The 16,895-nt window shown below is 56.8% G+C and carries 14 protein-coding genes; 6 read left to right on the plus strand and 8 right to left on the minus strand.

Annotation, left to right across the window (positions count from 1 at the left end):
• Positions 1 to 22 precede the first annotated feature (22 nt).
• A complete protein-coding gene (gene ptsP, locus ACOTXI_RS14650; RefSeq protein WP_008499665.1) occupies positions 23 to 2,269 on the minus strand; it encodes a phosphoenolpyruvate--protein phosphotransferase in 2,247 nt (748 codons plus the stop codon).
• Positions 2,270 to 2,281: 12 nt separating this feature from the next.
• On the minus strand, positions 2,282 to 2,812 hold the full coding sequence (gene rppH, locus ACOTXI_RS14655; RefSeq protein ID WP_013098553.1) for an RNA pyrophosphohydrolase: 531 nt from the start codon (positions 2,810 to 2,812) through the stop codon (positions 2,282 to 2,284).
• A 683-nt stretch (positions 2,813 to 3,495) separates the two neighbouring features.
• Between rppH and mutH the strand changes: the two genes are divergently transcribed.
• The 3 genes from mutH to ACOTXI_RS14670 all read left to right on the plus strand — a co-directional run bounded on the left by mutH (position 3,496) and on the right by ACOTXI_RS14670 (position 5,707).
• Positions 3,496 to 4,188 carry a DNA mismatch repair endonuclease MutH gene (gene mutH / locus ACOTXI_RS14660; RefSeq protein WP_021242015.1) on the plus strand — a complete coding sequence of 231 codons (693 nt, stop codon included), beginning with the start codon at positions 3,496 to 3,498 and terminating at the stop codon, positions 4,186 to 4,188.
• 128 nt (positions 4,189 to 4,316) lie between these two features.
• Entirely contained in the window at positions 4,317 to 4,535 is a 219-nt protein-coding gene (locus tag ACOTXI_RS14665) for a YgdI/YgdR family lipoprotein (protein WP_058653953.1), read from the plus strand.
• Between the two features lie 131 nt (positions 4,536 to 4,666).
• Positions 4,667 to 5,707, plus strand: a complete 1,041-nt coding sequence (locus tag ACOTXI_RS14670; protein ID WP_023294476.1) for an NADP(H)-dependent aldo-keto reductase — start codon at positions 4,667 to 4,669, stop codon at positions 5,705 to 5,707.
• Between the two features lie 92 nt (positions 5,708 to 5,799).
• On the opposite strand, the gene lplT is transcribed toward ACOTXI_RS14670, so the two are convergent.
• Both lplT and aas read right to left on the minus strand, forming a co-directional pair.
• On the minus strand, positions 5,800 to 6,993 hold the full coding sequence (gene lplT / locus ACOTXI_RS14675; RefSeq protein ID WP_058653954.1) for a lysophospholipid transporter LplT: 1,194 nt from the start codon (positions 6,991 to 6,993) through the stop codon (positions 5,800 to 5,802).
• A complete protein-coding gene (aas, locus tag ACOTXI_RS14680; RefSeq protein ID WP_058653955.1) occupies positions 6,986 to 9,145 on the minus strand; it encodes a bifunctional acyl-ACP--phospholipid O-acyltransferase/long-chain-fatty-acid--ACP ligase in 2,160 nt (719 codons plus the stop codon). Before aas ends, lplT begins: the two co-directional genes overlap by 8 nt.
• Before the next feature lie 425 nt (positions 9,146 to 9,570).
• Between aas and galR the strand changes: the two genes are divergently transcribed.
• Positions 9,571 to 10,587, plus strand: coding sequence for an HTH-type transcriptional regulator GalR (gene galR, locus ACOTXI_RS14685; protein ID WP_021242019.1), 1,017 nt, complete (start codon positions 9,571 to 9,573; stop codon positions 10,585 to 10,587).
• On the opposite strand, the gene ACOTXI_RS14690 is transcribed toward galR, so the two are convergent.
• Entirely contained in the window at positions 10,548 to 11,033 is a 486-nt protein-coding gene (locus ACOTXI_RS14690) for a GNAT family N-acetyltransferase (protein WP_008499673.1), read from the minus strand. The two genes, galR and ACOTXI_RS14690, sit on opposite strands and share 40 nt — an antisense overlap.
• A 220-nt stretch (positions 11,034 to 11,253) precedes the next feature.
• On the opposite strand from ACOTXI_RS14690, the gene ACOTXI_RS14695 reads away from it, so the two are divergent.
• On the plus strand, positions 11,254 to 12,291 hold the full coding sequence (locus tag ACOTXI_RS14695) for a LacI family DNA-binding transcriptional regulator (protein WP_008499674.1): 1,038 nt from the start codon (positions 11,254 to 11,256) through the stop codon (positions 12,289 to 12,291).
• Here ACOTXI_RS14695 and lysA read toward each other — a convergent pair.
• The gene (gene lysA / locus ACOTXI_RS14700; RefSeq protein ID WP_008499675.1) at positions 12,261 to 13,523 is read right to left on the minus strand and encodes a diaminopimelate decarboxylase; all 1,263 of its coding nucleotides are present in this window, start codon (positions 13,521 to 13,523) and stop codon (positions 12,261 to 12,263) included. The genes ACOTXI_RS14695 and lysA overlap by 31 nt on opposite strands.
• Before the next feature lie 121 nt (positions 13,524 to 13,644).
• On the opposite strand from lysA, the gene ACOTXI_RS14705 reads away from it, so the two are divergent.
• Positions 13,645 to 14,571 (plus strand): LysR family transcriptional regulator, encoded by a 927-nt coding sequence (locus ACOTXI_RS14705; RefSeq protein ID WP_058653956.1) that lies wholly within the window; start codon positions 13,645 to 13,647, stop codon positions 14,569 to 14,571.
• Here the strand turns inward: ACOTXI_RS14705 and ACOTXI_RS14710 are convergent.
• Positions 14,566 to 15,258 carry an aspartate/glutamate racemase gene (locus tag ACOTXI_RS14710; protein WP_008499677.1) on the minus strand — a complete coding sequence of 231 codons (693 nt, stop codon included), beginning with the start codon at positions 15,256 to 15,258 and terminating at the stop codon, positions 14,566 to 14,568. The two genes, ACOTXI_RS14705 and ACOTXI_RS14710, sit on opposite strands and share 6 nt — an antisense overlap.
• A 133-nt stretch (positions 15,259 to 15,391) precedes the next feature.
• On the minus strand, positions 15,392 to 16,780 hold the full coding sequence (locus ACOTXI_RS14715) for a sugar porter family MFS transporter (RefSeq protein WP_421633943.1): 1,389 nt from the start codon (positions 16,778 to 16,780) through the stop codon (positions 15,392 to 15,394).
• Between the last annotated feature and the right edge of the window lie 115 nt (positions 16,781 to 16,895).

Raw genomic sequence — 16,895 nt, forward strand, 5'->3', positions numbered from 1 at the left:
CACAGGGAGAGGGAGAGAGGCTTTAGCGGCCGCCGCGGATCAGACCGCCCATACCGCGTCGTTCCATAAACGCCGCGACCTGGTGGCGAACCTCAGCAGCCAGCTGCGCCTCAAGGCTACGTTCAGCCAGCTCGCGGGCATCATTGATGTCAATATGCCGCAACAGATACTTCACGCGGGCAACAGCGCGACCGTTCATCGACAGATGGCGATATCCCAGACCAATCAGGATCGCAACGCACATGGAGTCCCCGGCCATTTCACCGCACAGGCGTAAATCAATGCCGTACTGCTCCGCTTCACGGGCAATCATCGCTAAGGCGCGAATGATCGCCGGATGCAGGCTGTCATAGATACTGGCGACGCGGGTGTTGTTACGGTCGACGGCCAGAATATATTGCGTCAGGTCGTTCGTGCCGACAGAGATAAAATCAACCCGGTTCGCCAGCTGCGGCAGCATAAAGACCATAGACGGCACTTCAAGCATGACGCCGATCCGCGGTTTCGGAATCGCATAACCGATCATCTCTTCCACTTCACGGCCTGCACGTTCGATCAACCGACGCGCTTCGTCGATCTCATCGATGCTGGTGACCATCGGCAGCAGGATGCTGAGATTGCCCGTCGCCGCGTTGGCGCGGAGCATCGCGCGCACCTGGATCAGGAAGATCTCCGGCTGATCGAGCGTAATGCGGATCCCACGCCAGCCCAGGCACGGGTTTTCTTCGCTGATCGGCATATAGGGCAGCTGTTTATCCGCCCCGACGTCCAGGGTTCGCAGGGTGACAGGTTTGTCGTTAAACATCTGCAGCATGCCCTGATACTGCGCCACCTGCTCCTCTTCAGAGGGGAAACCGCTTTGCAGCATGAACGGGATTTCAGTGCGGTACAGGCCAATGCCGTCGATGCGGCTGCCCAGCTTCTCTTCATGCTCAGGGCTTAAACCGGCGTTGAGCATGACTTTGATCCGCTCACCGCTCTTAAGCTGGGCGGGCAGGTTAACGTCATCTTCCGCCAGCTTGCTTAATTCATTCTCTTCGCTGATAAGACGCTGGTATTCCTGGAGCAGAACCGGCTCAGGATCGACCAGTAGCTCACCGCGATAGCCGTCGACCACCAGCGTACGGCGATGAAGCACCGACGGCTGAATGTCCGCCCCCATAACGGTAGGGATACCCAGCGCGCGCACCATAATGGCGGCGTGCGAGTTGGCGGCACCATCGCGCACCACCACACCAGCCAGCCTGTCCTGCGGCAGTTCAGCCAGCGTCGTTGCTGAGAGTTCATCGGCGACCAGAACAAACCGTTTTGGCCAGGCGTTAGGCCCCTGAATGGTGTCATCAAGATGGAACAGCAGGCGCTGCCCCAGGGCGCGCAGATCGCCTGCGCGCTCTTTCAGGTAACCGTCGGTCAGTGCCGCAAATTGATCGGCAAATTTTTCGATGACCTTCTTAACCGCCCACTCCGCGACCGAGCCTTTATCCACTTCCGCAAAAAGCTCACGGCGCAGGCGCGCATCGGAAAGCAGGTGCGAATAGAGGTCAAAGATGGCCGCCGTCTCTTTTTGCGCGCCTGCGGCAAAGCGCTTGCTGTAGCGACGAAATTCATTCGCGGCCTCTTCCAGCGCGGCGGTAAGACGCTCGCGCTCCAGCGCTTCATCAAGCGTTGAGGCTTCGTAAACCTGCTCCATGAGCGGCAGCGTGGCATCCATCCAGCCTTCAGCAATCGCCACGCCTGGCGAGGCCGGAAGGGCACGAATGCGCGTATGGCGATACTGGCCAAAGAGCGCGGCAAGCTGAGACTGGGAGAGGATCGCCGCCATCTGCGTGGCAAGCGTGACGAGGAATGACTCCTCGCTTTCGTCGTACTGACGTAGCTCACGCTGCTGGACAACCAGCACGCCGAGCAGCTGGCGACGCTGGATAATCGGCACGCCAAGGAAAGCGCGGAAGCGCTCTTCTTTTACGGAAGGAATGTATTTAAAGCTGGGGTGTTTTTGCGCGTCAGCAAGGTTAATGGGTTCAGCCAGTCGCCCAACCAGACCCACGATACCCTCATCAAATGCGAGCGTTACGGTGCGTCCACGCGGTTTTTTCAAACCACGGGTCGCCATCAGGTAATAGCAGCGCCGATCGTGGTCGGCCAGATACACCGAACAGACCTCGGTCTCCATCGCAAGACAGATGTCGGTGACCAGAATATTCAGCGCCTCGTTCAGACGCGGCGCGCTGGCCACCTTCTCGACTATTTCTCGCAAGCGGGTGAGCATGATTTGCGTAGCTTAACCTCTTTTACGTCGCCAGGCAGGTGCGCTCTGCGGCTTAGGCGGGATCTCCTGAAGCTGCATCACCACACTTGCAAACTCTTTCATCACCCTACGGTAAACATCGCGCTTAAATGACACGACCTGACGAACAGGATACCAATAGCTCACCCAGCGCCAGCCATCGAACTCCGGCGTACTGCTGGTTTGCATATTGATGTCTGAATCGTTGCCCACCAACTGCAACAGAAACCACTTCTGTTTCTGGCCGATACAAACCGGCTTTGTGTCCCAACGCACCAAACGTTTCGGTAACTTGTAACGCAACCAGTTGCGGGTCGAAGCCAGGATGCGAACATCTTTTCGGCTCAAACCGACCTCTTCAAAAAGCTCCCGGTACATCGCTTGTTCTGGGGACTCTCCAGGATTGATCCCGCCTTGCGGGAACTGCCAGGAGTGCTGACCATATCGACGGGCCCACATCACCTGGCCCTGACGATTACAAATTACTATTCCTACGTTTGGGCGGTAGCCATCGTCATCAATCACCGGACTACCCCAAACTAAACCTTATATATGAATGATTGTTTCACACTACAGGGAGGCGGTAAACCACTCTCTTACAGGCCTGCAAGCTAATAACAATTGAATAACTCACAAATATGTGCGGAGTTATAAACAGATATGAGACAGCAAAGGGAATTTTATTCACCTTTTCTGTGGATATAGTTGTGAAGAAGTGTCTGATTACCGATGAACAACCTCAAGCACCACAAAACGTCTTTTTATACCCCACTCCATTAATATGATTATTTTCATATTGTTATACGCATTGAGATAAACAAAAAACTGATTAGCGTGACGATCGTCACATCAGGGATCGTCGCACTGATGAAAGATCGAACAGCGTCGGTTTTATCCACAGATTGTGCCAATAAGTTAGTCACAATTTGTTTGAAAATTCGATTTTCATCGCACGTCAAGGCTGTAAATGGAAACAGTAGTCAGGGTTATGCCCAGTTATCCCATTTTTCTGTGGATAACATGGTGTAAGATCCTGTTCATTGTCAGTGACCAGATTTGAACAACCGGTTTTCTCACCCAGGCGGAACGATTTCAGACCAATAAAAAATCCTATAAATCATAGAGATGTCATATTGGTACAGAAATAGTTAAACTCTATCCACAGGGGACATTTTCTTCGTTTATTTTTTAATCAAAAGGTTACCGTCATGCACCCGCTTACACCCTTGCTCTCACCACCGTCCAGCGAGAGCCAGTTGCTACTGCAGGCACAGCGTCTGGCTGGCTTTTCGCTTGGCGAGCTGGCGGCAATGGCCGGGCTTCCGATCCCAAAGGATCTGAAGCGGGATAAAGGCTGGATCGGTATGCTGCTGGAGCTGTGGCTGGGTGCCAGCGCAGGGAGCAAACCCGAGCAGGATTTTGCAGCCCTTGGCGTGGAGTTAAAAACCATCCCAGTAGACCGCCAGGGCAAGCCGCTTGAAACCACCTTCGTCTGCGTTGCGCCATTAACCGGCAATACCGGCGTAACCTGGGAAACCAGCCACGTTCGCCACAAGCTGAAGCGCGTACTGTGGGTACCGGTTGAGGGTGAGCGTCAGATCCCCCTGGCTGACCGTCGCGTTGGCGCGCCGCTGCTCTGGAGCCCTGACGAGGATGAGGAGCATCAGCTGCGTCTGGACTGGGAGGAACTGATGGACATGATTGTGCTTGGGCAGGTAGAGCGTATCACCGCCCGACACGGAGAAGTATTACAGCTGCGTCCGAAAGCGGCCAACAGTAAAGCACTTACCGAGGCAATCGGCGCGCAGGGCGAGCCTATCCTGACGTTGCCGCGCGGTTTTTATCTCAAAAAGAATTTCACCGGTGCACTACTTGCACGTCATTTCCTGTTGAAAACATAGTTTTTTACTTATTTTGAGAGCTCTCGAACATAATCGACTGCTTTTTAAGATTTTACCGCTTCCTCAAGTCGCTATATCGGGTTAATACTAGATTATGATTTGATACAAGCCAGATGAGGACGATAACGATGAAAAAATGGGCAGTGTTAGTGTCAGCAGTCGGTTTAGCGTTTGCTGTATCGGGCTGTAGCAGCGATTACGTCATGGCGACAAAAGATGGTCAAATGATCCTGACCGACGGCAAACCCGAAGTCGACGATGATACCGGTCTGGTCAGCTACCGCGACCAGGAAGGCAATAAAATGCAGATCAATCGCGACGAAGTCTCGCAAATTATCGAGCGATAAACAGAGAGAGGTCAGTCGCTTGCTGGCCTTTTTGATTTTTTTCTTCCCCTTTTGCTTCCCCTCTGCCATGTTTATATTCCTTTGTCGGGCACGGCCTGACGCGGTCTATAAGTCTACTGAGGAAGCCGGCTATGCATTATCACCGTATCCCCCACAGCGCTCTGGAAATTAGCCAACTTGGGTTGGGCACGATGACATTTGGTGAACAAAACAGCGAAGCCGATGCCCATGCACAACTCGATTACGCCGTCAGCCAGGGCATTAACCTGATTGATGTCGCAGAGATGTACCCTGTTCCGCCACGTCCTGAGACGCAGGGACTTACCGAAACCTACGTCGGTAACTGGCTGGCAAAACGCGGCAACCGTGAAAAGCTGGTAATTGCCTCCAAAGTCAGTGGCCCCGCGCGCAACAACGATACCGGGATCCGCCCGAACCAGATCCTCGATCGCAAAAATATCCGCGCCGCGCTGGATGCCAGCCTCAAGCGTCTGCAAACCGACTATCTCGACCTCTACCAGGTGCACTGGCCGCAGCGGTCAACCAACTGCTTTGGTAAGCTCGGCTACAGCTGGAATGAGAGCGCCCCCACCGTGACGCTACTGGAAACGCTGGAAGCGCTGACCGAATGCCAGCGTGCGGGAAAAATCCGCTACATTGGCGTGTCTAACGAAACGGCCTTTGGGGTCATGCGCTATCTACACCTGGCGGATAAGCACGATCTGCCGCGTATCGTGACTATCCAGAACCCGTACAGCCTGCTTAACCGCAGCTATGAAGTGGGTCTGGCCGAAGTGACGCAGTATGAAGAGGTGGAGCTGCTCGCTTACTCCTGTCTCGGCTTCGGCACGCTGACGGGGAAATACCTGAACGGTGCGAAACCGGCCGGTGCGCGTAATACCCTCTTTAGCCGCTTTACCCGCTACAGCGGCGAGCAGACGCAGAAAGCCGTTGCCGCCTATGTGGATATCGCGAAGCGTCACGGTCTTGACCCTGCGCAGATGGCGCTGGCCTTCGTGCGTCGTCAGCCGTTTGTTGCCAGTACCCTGCTGGGCGCAACCACGATGGAACAGCTGAAAACCAATATTGAGAGTTTCCATCTGAACCTGAGTGAAGAGGTGTTAGCGGAGATTGAAGCGGTGCACCAGGTTTATACTTATCCTGCACCGTAGCCTGATACTTTTGCCCGGTGGCGCTACGCTTACCGGGCCTGCAGGTGCGCAAACGTAGGCCGGGTAAGGCGAAGCCGCCACCCGGCCAGATATCAACGGCGACGTTGCCACATCCACAAGCTCGCAATCGCAATCGCAAACAGCCCGCCAAACCCGACGCCAATCCCCACCACCGGCACACCCACTTTTACCGCCAGCGAGTAGAGCCCCAGCATTAACAGCATCGCCAGGTTTTCACCCAGGTTTTGTACCGCAATGGCATTGCCTGCCCCGACGGTCTGCTTGCCCCGCTCCTGCAGTAACGCATTCAGCGGCACCACGAAGAAGCCCCCCAGAATACCAATCAGGATGAGGAGAGCATACGCGGGCAATAACGCATGCTGCAGCGAGAAGATAAGCACCACAACGCCAATCAGGATCCCTGCGGGCATGCAGCGTGCGACCGTCTCCAGCGTGACCAGCTTCGCCGCCGCGCCCGCCCCAACCACAATGCCGATGGCCACCATCGCATTAAGATAGGTTGGCGTCGAATTATCAGTAATGCCCAGCGCCACCGGCACCCACAGAACCAGCAAGAAGCGCAGCGTGACGCCCGCGCCCCAGAACATGCTGGTCCCCATCAGGGAGAAACGCGTCTCACCGTTATGCCACAGCACGCGGCAGGCGGTAAAGAAACTGCCGGTCATCGGTTTAAATCGCCAGGATTGACCCGGGCGAGCCGCAGGCAGCTTCGGAATAAACAGGTTCGCCACGACCGCCCCGCCATACACCACTGCACACACGCCCAGTGCCGCCAACACATGCCAGTCGGCCAGCACGCCGCCCGCAACGGAGCCAATCAGGATAGCGGCAATAGTGGATGACTCCATCAGACCATTGGCTTTCACCAGCTTATCCCCGGTGGTCAACTCGCCGAGAATGCCGTACTTCGCCGGGGAGTAGGCGGCGGCTCCAATGCCCACCAGCGTGTAGCCAATAAACGGATTGAAGCCAAAGCAAATGCTGGCGGCACCCAGCAGCTTGAGGCCGTTGGCAAACATCATCACCCGGCCTTTCGGGAAACTGTCCGCCACCTGTCCCACAAACGGGGCAAAGATAATGTAAGCGCCCACAAACACCATCTGCAGGATCGGCTGACTCCAGTCGGGGTAAAACTCGGCTTTCAGCAGCGCCAGCGTGGCAAACAGCAGCGCGTTATCGCCGAACGCAGAGAGAAACTGCGCGGCAATGACGGCCATCATGCCTTTCGACCTGAGTGAAGTGTTAGTGTGTACTGACTCACGCATTTTGCTGTTCCGCCTCTTCAACCATGCCTTTCAGGGTCACGAAATCGGGCTTCCCGCTGCCCAGCACCGGGAGCTGTTTCAGGTAGCGAATATCGCGCGGCACGGCCAGTTCAGGAATACCGTGTTCGCGTGCATAGCTCAGTAATCTGTCGCGCTTAAGCTCACTGTCGGTCGTAAACAGTACCAGCGCCTCACCTTTGCTGGCATCGCTCTTCACGACGGTGGCGTGCATCTTCTCGGCGGACACGGCTGTCGCCAGTTGCTCCACCATTTCCAGAGAGACCATTTCACCGGCGATTTTGGCGAAGCGTTTCGCGCGTCCCTGGATCTGTACAAAGCCTTGTTCATCAAAGCGGACAATATCACCGGTGTCGTACCAGCCGGTTTCAACCTCGCCGTTGACGTTCTCCGCCGTCGGCGCTTCCAGCACGCCTGGGTTTTCCACGCGCAGATACCCGTTCATCACGTTTGGCCCTTTCAGCTGCAGACGGCCGCCGTCCTCTATGCCCGGCACCGCCAGCAGACGCGCGTCCATCCCCGGCAGAATGCGGCCAACCGTTCCCGGTTTCGCCGCCATCGGCACGTTAATCGAGACCACGGGCGCACACTCGGTCACGCCATAGCCTTCGAGGATGCGCAGGCCAAACTTGTCCTGCCAGATCTGCCGCGTGCTCTCCTGCAGTTTTTCTGCGCCAGCCACCACGTACCGCACGCGATAGAAGTCATACGGATTGGCAAAACGCGCATAGTTCCCCAGGAAGGTAGAGGTCCCGAACAGCACGGTGCAGTTACGGTCATACACCAGTTCCGGCACGATGCGGTAATGCAGTGGGCTGGGATAGAGGAACACTTCAGCGCCGGTCAGCAGCGGGGTAAACAGCCCCACCGTCAGGCCAAAGGAGTGGAACAGCGGCAACGCCGACATAAACCGGTCGTTCGCGGTAAAGTCGGCAATGCTTTTGATCTGCTCAACGTTTGCCAGAATGCTCTTGTGGCTGTGGACGACGCCTTTTGGGTTGCCTTCAGAACCCGACGTGAAGAGGATAATCGCGTCATCTTCCGGCTGCTGTTTGACCTGGGCCAGACGCGGCATCAGCAGATGCGCAAAAATCCACAGCTTGTCGCCGGTGGTCACGTCCGCTTTCAGATCTTCCAGGAAGACCCAGCGCACCTGAGTGAGCTGCTCGGGAAGATGCCAGAGCTTGCCTTTGTCCAGGAACTGGCGGGAGGTGAATACGGTATTGATTTGCGCAGCGGTTATCGCGCTGGTCAGCCCCTTCACGCCCGCCGTGTAGTTCATCATCGCCGGAATACGGCCCCGGGAAACCGCACCGAAAATCACCGCCGCGCTGATGCCCGCGTTAGGCAGCATCAGGCCAATCTTTTCGCCCTTTTTGCTGTACTTCTCCAGAATACGCCCCACAAACAGGGTTTTGGTCAGCAGCTTGCGATAGGTATCCGGAGTAAAGTTAATGTCTTCGATGCAGTTTTTCTTCGCGCCATAGCGGTACTGCGCGGAAAGCAGGGATTCGTAGAGCGTTTCGCGCGGGCGCACGGCCATACGCGCTTCCATCATGATCTGATGCAACATTTCCCCGGCGATTTTACGGCGATTGCGGGCACGCGGCGCGTCGGGCATCGGTAATGACGTTGGCGGCAGGATATGCAGCGTGATTTTGGGGAACAGACGCTGCTTCACCAGCCCCTTCAGACGGCTGAAATGGGTCAGCTCCGCGCCTTCAATACGCAGCGGCACCACGGTCGCTTTTGACTTCGCCGCAACAAACCCCGCGCCGTCGTAGATTTTCATCAGCGAACCGGTCACGGAGATCCGTCCTTCAGGGAAAATGACCACCGGGCGCCCCTGCTCGACCAGACGTACCAGATGCTTAATCATCATCGGCTTTGTCGGGTCGAGCGGCACAAAATCAATCAGCGGCGAGAGCCAGCGCATGTACCACTGCTGGCTGATGGAGGTATACACCGCAAACACCGGACGCACGGGCAAAAACAGCGCCAGCAGGATGCCGTCTATAAAGGAAACATGGTTTGGTGTGATCAAAACGCGTTCGCCGCTAAGCGCCCGGGTGTCGCCAGTGATGCGGATGCGAAAAAGAATACGGAAAAGCGTACGGAAGAACCCAAATAGCATCTCAACTCCCTTTGCCAGCCAGTGTGGAGGGTTATTAGTAAATGGTGGCAGATTACACGAGAAGTGATAAGGGAGCGACAGCAAAAGTGGAGGCGAAAAAAAACCTGCGCATCCGCGCAGGTTGGTGCAAGAGATGAGTACGAAACCGTACTAAGAATTCTCACCAATCAATACCTCTGGGATCTCAACTGTATCAACCTCTTTAACACCCTTGCTATCGGACAATCGCAACAGCCTGAGGCAAAGTGTAACTAAAGGTTCAGATTCACATTTTTCAGACATGACTGGGCGTGTAACGATTACACCGCCAGGGGTGTGCTGCGTCACGTTTGTGGAGAGCGGAAATCCGCTCCCCTTGAATGCACGCCGCTTTTCCGCAACACTATTTGGTGTGTAAACGCTTACCCCCAATAAGAAGGTAATGAATGGCGACAATAAAGGATGTGGCCCGTCTGGCTGGCGTGTCGGTGGCAACCGTCTCGCGCGTGATTAATGATTCACCAAAGGCCAGTGACGCATCACGTCAGGCGGTACAAAGCGCCATGGAATCCCTGAATTATCATCCCAATGCCAACGCTCGCGCGCTCGCCCAGCAGTCCACAGAAACGATTGGTCTGGTGGTGGGCGATGTTTCTGATCCTTTTTTCGGCGCCATGGTGAAAGCGGTTGAACAGGTTTCCTATCAGACAGGCAATTTTTTGCTGATCGGCAATGGCTATCATAACGAACAAAAGGAACGCCAGGCTATCGAGCAACTGATCCGCCACCGCTGCGCGGCGCTGGTGGTTCACGCTAAAATGATCCCGGATGCCGAACTGATTCACCTGATGAAGCAGATGCCCGGAATGGTGATTATCAACCGTATCATTCCCGGCTTTGAGAAACGCTGCGTGGCGCTCGACGACCGCTACGGCGCCTGGCTTGCCACGCGGCACCTGATTCAGCAGGGCCATACCCGGATTGGCTATCTCTGTTCCAATCACCCCATTTCTGATGCGGAAGACCGTCTGCAGGGCTACTACGATGCCCTGCGTGAAAACGGGCTGCCGTGTAATGACCGTCTGGTGGCCTACGGTGAACCGGACGAGAGCGGCGGTGAACAGGCCATGACCGAACTGCTGGGCCGCGGACGGAATTTCACGGCGGTTGCCAGCTATAACGACTCTATGGCCGCAGGGGCAATGGGGGTGTTGAATGACAACGGAATTGAGGTACCGGCGGAAATTTCGCTGATTGGCTTCGATGACGTGCTGGTCTCCCGCTACGTTCGCCCGCGTCTGACCACCGTGCGCTACCCGATCATCACCATGGCAACGCAGGCCGCCGAGCTGGCGCTAGCGCTGGCTGAACAGCGCCAGCCGCCGGAAATTACCCATCTGTTTAGCCCGACGCTGGTCCGTCGTCACTCCGTTGCGTCGCCTGCAGAAGCGCAGAGCGAATAACGGTAGAGGTGCACCCGCGTGTTGGGGTATTCCAGCCCATCACCGATATACTGCCAGCCGTAACGTTCGTAGAAGTCGCGGCAGGCAGACCAGAGATGGAGCTCCTCATACCCGGACTGCGCGGCGTAAGCGATAACATGCTGCTGAAGCTGCCCCGCCAGCCCTTTGCCTCGCGCCGCGTCGTCAACGTAGAGCGCCGCCAGCCACGGACAGAGATCCTGACGGGTGATCAAATCGCAGCGCCAGAGTCCCACCGTGCCGAGAAGCTGTTCGCCTTCAACGGCAATAAACGTCAATGGTAATGCCCCCGGCGTCTGGCTGTGCTCAACAATACTGTGGAAAAATTCCCGAGGAAGCCCTTCGCCAAAGGCCTGCCAGATCCAGTCAGTAACCTGCTCTGCGAAGTGTGGCGCCTTGTAAAGCGGGAGGATGACAGCCTTATTCATGTTTCACCTGCATTTTCTCATGTATTTACTGGCCTGATGCTCCAGCCCGGTTCGGTGATTATCTTACCAGAGTCAGGCTATTGAGTTTGACTTCAGGCTGGCCGGACGAATCGTTACCAAAAAGCGTGATCGTGGCAGAGTTTTTGCGCTTCCCGCATCGCTTATACGGCATAAGCTCTGTGGTAAACTGCAGATCGTTACGTGGAAGCAGGAATATAGAATGGCAACAATGCTGGATGTATCACTGCGCGCGGGCGTGTCGAAGGCCACGGTATCGCGCGTGCTGAACGGCACAGGTCAGGTAAAAGAGAGTACGCGTCAGCAGGTGTTTGCTGCGATGGAAGAGCTGGGCTATCGCCCGAACTTTCTCGCGCGCTCGCTGGCTAACCAGACCAGCAACAGCATTGGTCTGGTCGTCTCGACCTTTGACGGCTTTTATTTTGGCCGCCTTCTCCAGCAGGCGTCGCGGCAGACCGAAACTCACGGGAAACAGCTGATCGTCACCGACGGTCACGACGCGCCGGAACAGGAAGAGCAGGCGGTGCAGATGCTGGCCGATCGCCAGTGCGACGCCATCGTGCTTTACACGCGCTACATGAGCGAAAAAGCGATCGTCAAACTGATGAACACCGTGAAAACGCCGCTGGTGGTCATTAACCGTGAAGTGAGCCAGGCGCCGGATCGCTGCGTGTTCTTCGAACAGCAGGATGCCGCATTCAAGGCCGTGGATTACCTGATCGGCCAGGGCCATCGGGAGATCGCCTGTATCACCGTCCCGATCCACACTCCCACGGGTAAAGCGCGGCTGATGGGCTATCGCAAGGCGCTGGAAAAGCACGGTATCCGTCTGGACGAGCGTCGGATAAAGTACGGCGATGCAGGAATGACGCGGGGATACGAGCTTTGCAAGGAATTGATTGCCGACGGAGTACCGTTTAGCGCCCTGTTTGCCTGTAACGACGATATGGCGCTGGGTGCGTCCAAAGCGTTGCACCAGGCGGGGCTGAAAATCCCGCAGGATATCTCCCTGTTCGGCTTTGACGATGCCCCAAGCGCGAAATGGCTGGAGCCTGCGCTCTCGTCGGTTTATCTGCCCATCGACAATATGATTGTCACCGCCATCGATCAGGCGATCCGGCTGGCAAGAAACCAGCCGGTCGATGCCATCCCGCCGTTTACCGGCACGCTGGTGTTACGCGATTCGGTCACAACGGGGCCGTACTTTCATCAGATGAGTTCTAAAGCCAGCAGTTCCTGAATGGTCTGGCGACGGCGTATCAGCCGCGCCTTGCCATTATCAAACAGCACTTCCGGCAGCAGCGGGCGGCTATTGTAGTTAGAGGACATAGACGCCCCGTAGGCACCGGTGTCGTGCAGCACAAGATAATCACCCGGTTTGACCTCTGGCAGCGCGCGGGTTTCCACTTTGCCGCCCTCCTGCTGGGTAAACACGTCACCCGATTCGCACAGCGGCCCCGCAACGACCGTCTCAACGCGCGGCGCCTGCGTTAAATCGCGGCCGTCGGCAGCCAGGGCGGTAATGTGGTGATAGCTGCCGTACATGGACGGACGCATCAGGTCGTTAAAGCCTGCATCAATCAAGACGAAGTGGCGAGACCCCATCTCTTTCACGCTGCGGACCTGCGAAACCAGCACGCCGGCTTCCGCCACCAGGAAACGACCCGGCTCAATTTCCAGCTTCACCGCGTGGCCCAGATGCGCGGCAATTTGATCGCGCGCGGCGCTCCACAGACCGTAATAGTGATCGGTATCGATCGCCTCTTCCCCTTCGCGATAAGGAATGGAGAGACCACCGCCCGCAGAGATCGCCTCCAGATCCTGACCGAAGTCGACAACCTGACGCACCATCGCGCCGCACACCTGTTCCAGGTGGCCGTAATCCACCCCAGAGCCAATGTGCATATGAATGCCCACCAGCTTCAGGTTGTAGCGCTGTAACACCTCCAGCGCGGCAGGCATGTCGGCATACCAGATCCCGTGCTTGCTGTTTTCGCCGCCGGTATTGGTTTTTTGGCTGTGGCCATGACCAAAGCCCGGGTTCACGCGCAGCCAGACGCGGTGGCCGGGAGAAACCTGACCGAGCTGCTCGAGCATATCCACAGAACCGGCATTTACCGGGATCTGCAGTTCGTGAACGCGCGCCAGCGTCGCATCGTCGATCACATCGGCAGTAAAGACGATCGCGTCGCTGTCGGCTTTCGGATCGTATCCGGCTACCAGCGCGCGCTCGATTTCGCCGAGTGAAACGGAGTCAACCTTCACGCCCTGCTCGCGCATCAGGCGCAGAATATGAATATTGGAGCAGGCCTTCTGGGCAAAACGCACCACGTCGAACTGATGCAGGGCGGCGATCTTCTCGCGGACGATCTGCGCGTCGTAGACCCACACCGGACAGCCAAACTCGGCAGGCAGGCGCAGCAGGTTGTCGGCGTTCAAATCGGTATCAGTCTGGTTCAGCGGGCGTGGCATGGTCTTCTCCGGATAAATACGTTTTGATGATTACGCCACAGCGCAAGGAGAATAAAAAATATCGTTTTATCGCGAGTCTATGCAAAAATGATATGGACAGTTCTCTGCTTTCAGGTGCCCTATGCCCGCCGTCAATTTACGCCATATCGAGATTTTTCACGCCGTGATGACCACCGGCAATCTCACCGAAGCCGCACAGATGCTGCATACCTCGCAGCCGACGGTGAGCCGCGAGCTGGCGCGCTTCGAGAAAGTGCTGGGGTTGAAGCTATTCGAACGCACCCGGGGCAGGCTTCACCCGACTGTACAAGGGTTACGCCTGTTTGAGGAAGTTCAGCGCTCCTGGTACGGGCTGGACAGAATCGTGAGCGCCGCGGAAAGCCTGCGCGAGTTTCGCCAGGGCGAGCTGTCGATTGTCTGCCTGCCCGTCTTTTCGCAATCCTTTTTGCCGATGCTGCTGCAACCCTTTCTGGCCCGATACCCGGAGGTCAGCCTCACCATCGTGCCGCAGGAATCTCCCCTGCTTGAAGAGTGGCTTTCGGCTCAGCGCCATGATTTAGGGCTAACCGAAACCCTCACCACCCCAGCGGGCACGGCGCGCACGGAGCTGCTCTCGTTAGATGAAGTGTGCGTTCTGCCCGCCGGGCATCGGCTTGCCGGTAAGGCGGTGCTCACGCCGGAGGATTTCCACGGGGAAAACTACATCAGCCTGTCGCAGACCGACAGTTACAGACAGCTGCTGGATACCCTGTTTGCCGAGCATCAGGTAAAACGGCGAATGGCGGTGGAAACGCACAGCGCGGCCTCGATTTGCGCGATGGTGCGTGCCGGCGTCGGCGTCGCGGTGGTGAATCCGCTCACGGCGCTGGATTATGCGGGAAGCGGGATCGTCATCCGCCGCTTTAGCGTGTCCGTCCCGTTCACCGTAAACCTTATCCGTCCGCTACACCGTCCGGCTTCCGCGCTGGTGGATGCTTTCACCGAACACGTCATGGAGCACGCGCGTCAGGTGGCGCTTCGCTTACCTGACCTGCAGGACCCATTATGACAGCATAAACGCCACGGCATCCGCAGCATGAATAGCGGTGGTATCAAATACCGGAAGAGGGCTTCGCTCAACGGGTACCAGCAAACCGATCTCCGTGCAGCCGAAGATCACCCCTTCAGCCCCCTGCTGCGCGAGTTTTTCGATGACGCTGACGTAGAAGGCGCGGGAGGTTTCGCTGAAGGTGCCGAGACAGAGCTCGTCAAAAATAATCTGATTGATGCGCGCCCGGTCCTCTTCTTCAGGGATCAGGCTTTCGATCCCAAACTCGCTGCGCAAACGCCCGCGATAGAAATCCTGCTCCATAGTGTAGCGCGTGCCCAGCAGCGCTACGCGGCGCATCCCGGATGCCGCAATTGCACGCCCGGTCGCGTCAGCGATATGCAGGAACGGCAGCGAGCAGCGGTTCTCAATATGCGATGCCACTTTGTGCATGGTATTGGTACAAAGCAATATCCCCTCGGCCCCAGCCCGCTCTAGCCCCAGCGCCGCCTGGGCCAGGATCGCCCCGGCTTTATCCCACTCGCCGCTCGACTGGCAGGCTTCGATTTCATGAAAATCCACGCTGTGCAGCAGCAGGCTTGCGGAATGCAGACCACCCAAACGCTGCTTCACCCCTTCGTTAATCAGGCGATAATAAGGGATTGTCGATTCCCAGCTCATTCCACCTAACAGGCCGATCGTTTTCATCATCCCTCCTTTTCGTTGATTTCTTCTTTTAACACAACCGGTGCCAATAAAAAAAGGCGCTCTGTTCAGCGCCTTGTTAAACCAATATCCGTAATCGCCTGCATACGCTGGAATACGTAGACAGGCAATACGATCACACGCCGATGTTCCGCAGTTTCTCCCCGGCCATCAGCTTGCGCTCGATGTGTTCCAGCGTCACGCCTTTGGTTTCTGGTATCAGCCAGAACGTGACGCCAATAAATGCCACGTTCAGCACCGTATAGAGCCAGAACGTCCCCGCTGCACCAATCGCGTCCAGCAGCGTCAGGAAGGTCGCGCCGATGATCATGTTCGATACCCAGTTGGTGGTCGTGGAACAGGTGATGCCAAAGTCGCGGCATTTGAGCGGCTGAATTTCGGAGCACAGGATCCACACCACCGGCGCGGCGCTCATCGCGTAGCCTGCGATACACATCATGGTCATCCCGACAGAAAGCCAGGAGAGTCCGCTGGAAGCCGTGCCGTTATCAAACTGCATCAGGCAGTAGCCGAGGATCAGCGTGCCGAGCGCCATCACGCTGAAGCCAATTTTCAGCGCCGGTTTGCGGCCCGCCTTGTCCACGGTGAATACGGCAATAAAGGTGGCAAACATGAAGGTCAGCCCGACCACCAGGGTGGCGATCATCTGCTGTTCGGTTGTGGTGAACCCGGCCATTTTGAAAATGCGCGGCGCGTAGTACATGATGATGTTCATGCCGGTGAACTGCTGCATCGCCTGCAGCAGCATGCCGAGGAAGACCGCCCGGCGCACGTTGCGGTTGATTTTAAACAGCGCCCAGCCCCCCTGCTTGAGCTTCAGGCTTTCGCGGATCTCGTTCAGCTCTTCGCGGGCTTTTTCGGAGGTATCGCGCAGCATACGCAGCACCTCTTCCGCCTCCACGTGGCGCCCTTTTTGTGCCAGCCAGCGCGGGCTGTTCGGCAGGAAAATCACTAAAACAATCAGCACCACCGCTGGCAGCGCCAGCACGCCAAGCATTGCGCGCCAGTTGCCGCTGTAGCTGAAGTAGGTGTCAGACAGAAACGCCAGCACAATACCCAGCGTGACCATCAGCTGATACATGCTGATCATCTTTCCGCGCACGTTCTCGCTCGCCATTTCGGAGAGATAAAGCGGCGCCGTGTAGGAGGCAATCCCCACCGCCACGCCCAGCAGCACGCGGGAAAGCAGCAGAACCTCAACGTTTGCGGCAAACGCGGAGCCAATGGAGCCGGCGACAAACAGAACCGCTCCGGCCATCAGGCTGTATTTGCGCCCCAGGCGAAACGAGAGCCAGCCGTTGAACAGCGCGCCGATGGCCGCGCCGAGCATCATGCTGCTGACCACCCACTCCTGCAGGCGGCTGCTCAGGGTAAAGTGATCGGTAATAAAGGGCAATGCACCGGCAATGACGCCAATATCCAGTCCAAATAACAGGCCCGCCACGGCGGCGGCAATAGAGACAAACTGGTTCATGCGGCGAGTATCACGCAGCGCAGCGGGCATTAGGGTAGTGGATTTGCCCCTATATTTCCAGACACCTGTTATCACTTAACCCATTACTGGCCTGCTGCCGCAGATATTCCCGTGGCGAGCGATAACCCAGTGCACTATGCGGATG

Origin of the sequence: Enterobacter cloacae complex sp. BZL2005 (assembly GCF_049238885.1) — a bacterium.
Classification (GTDB): Bacteria; Pseudomonadota; Gammaproteobacteria; order Enterobacterales; family Enterobacteriaceae; genus Enterobacter; species Enterobacter roggenkampii.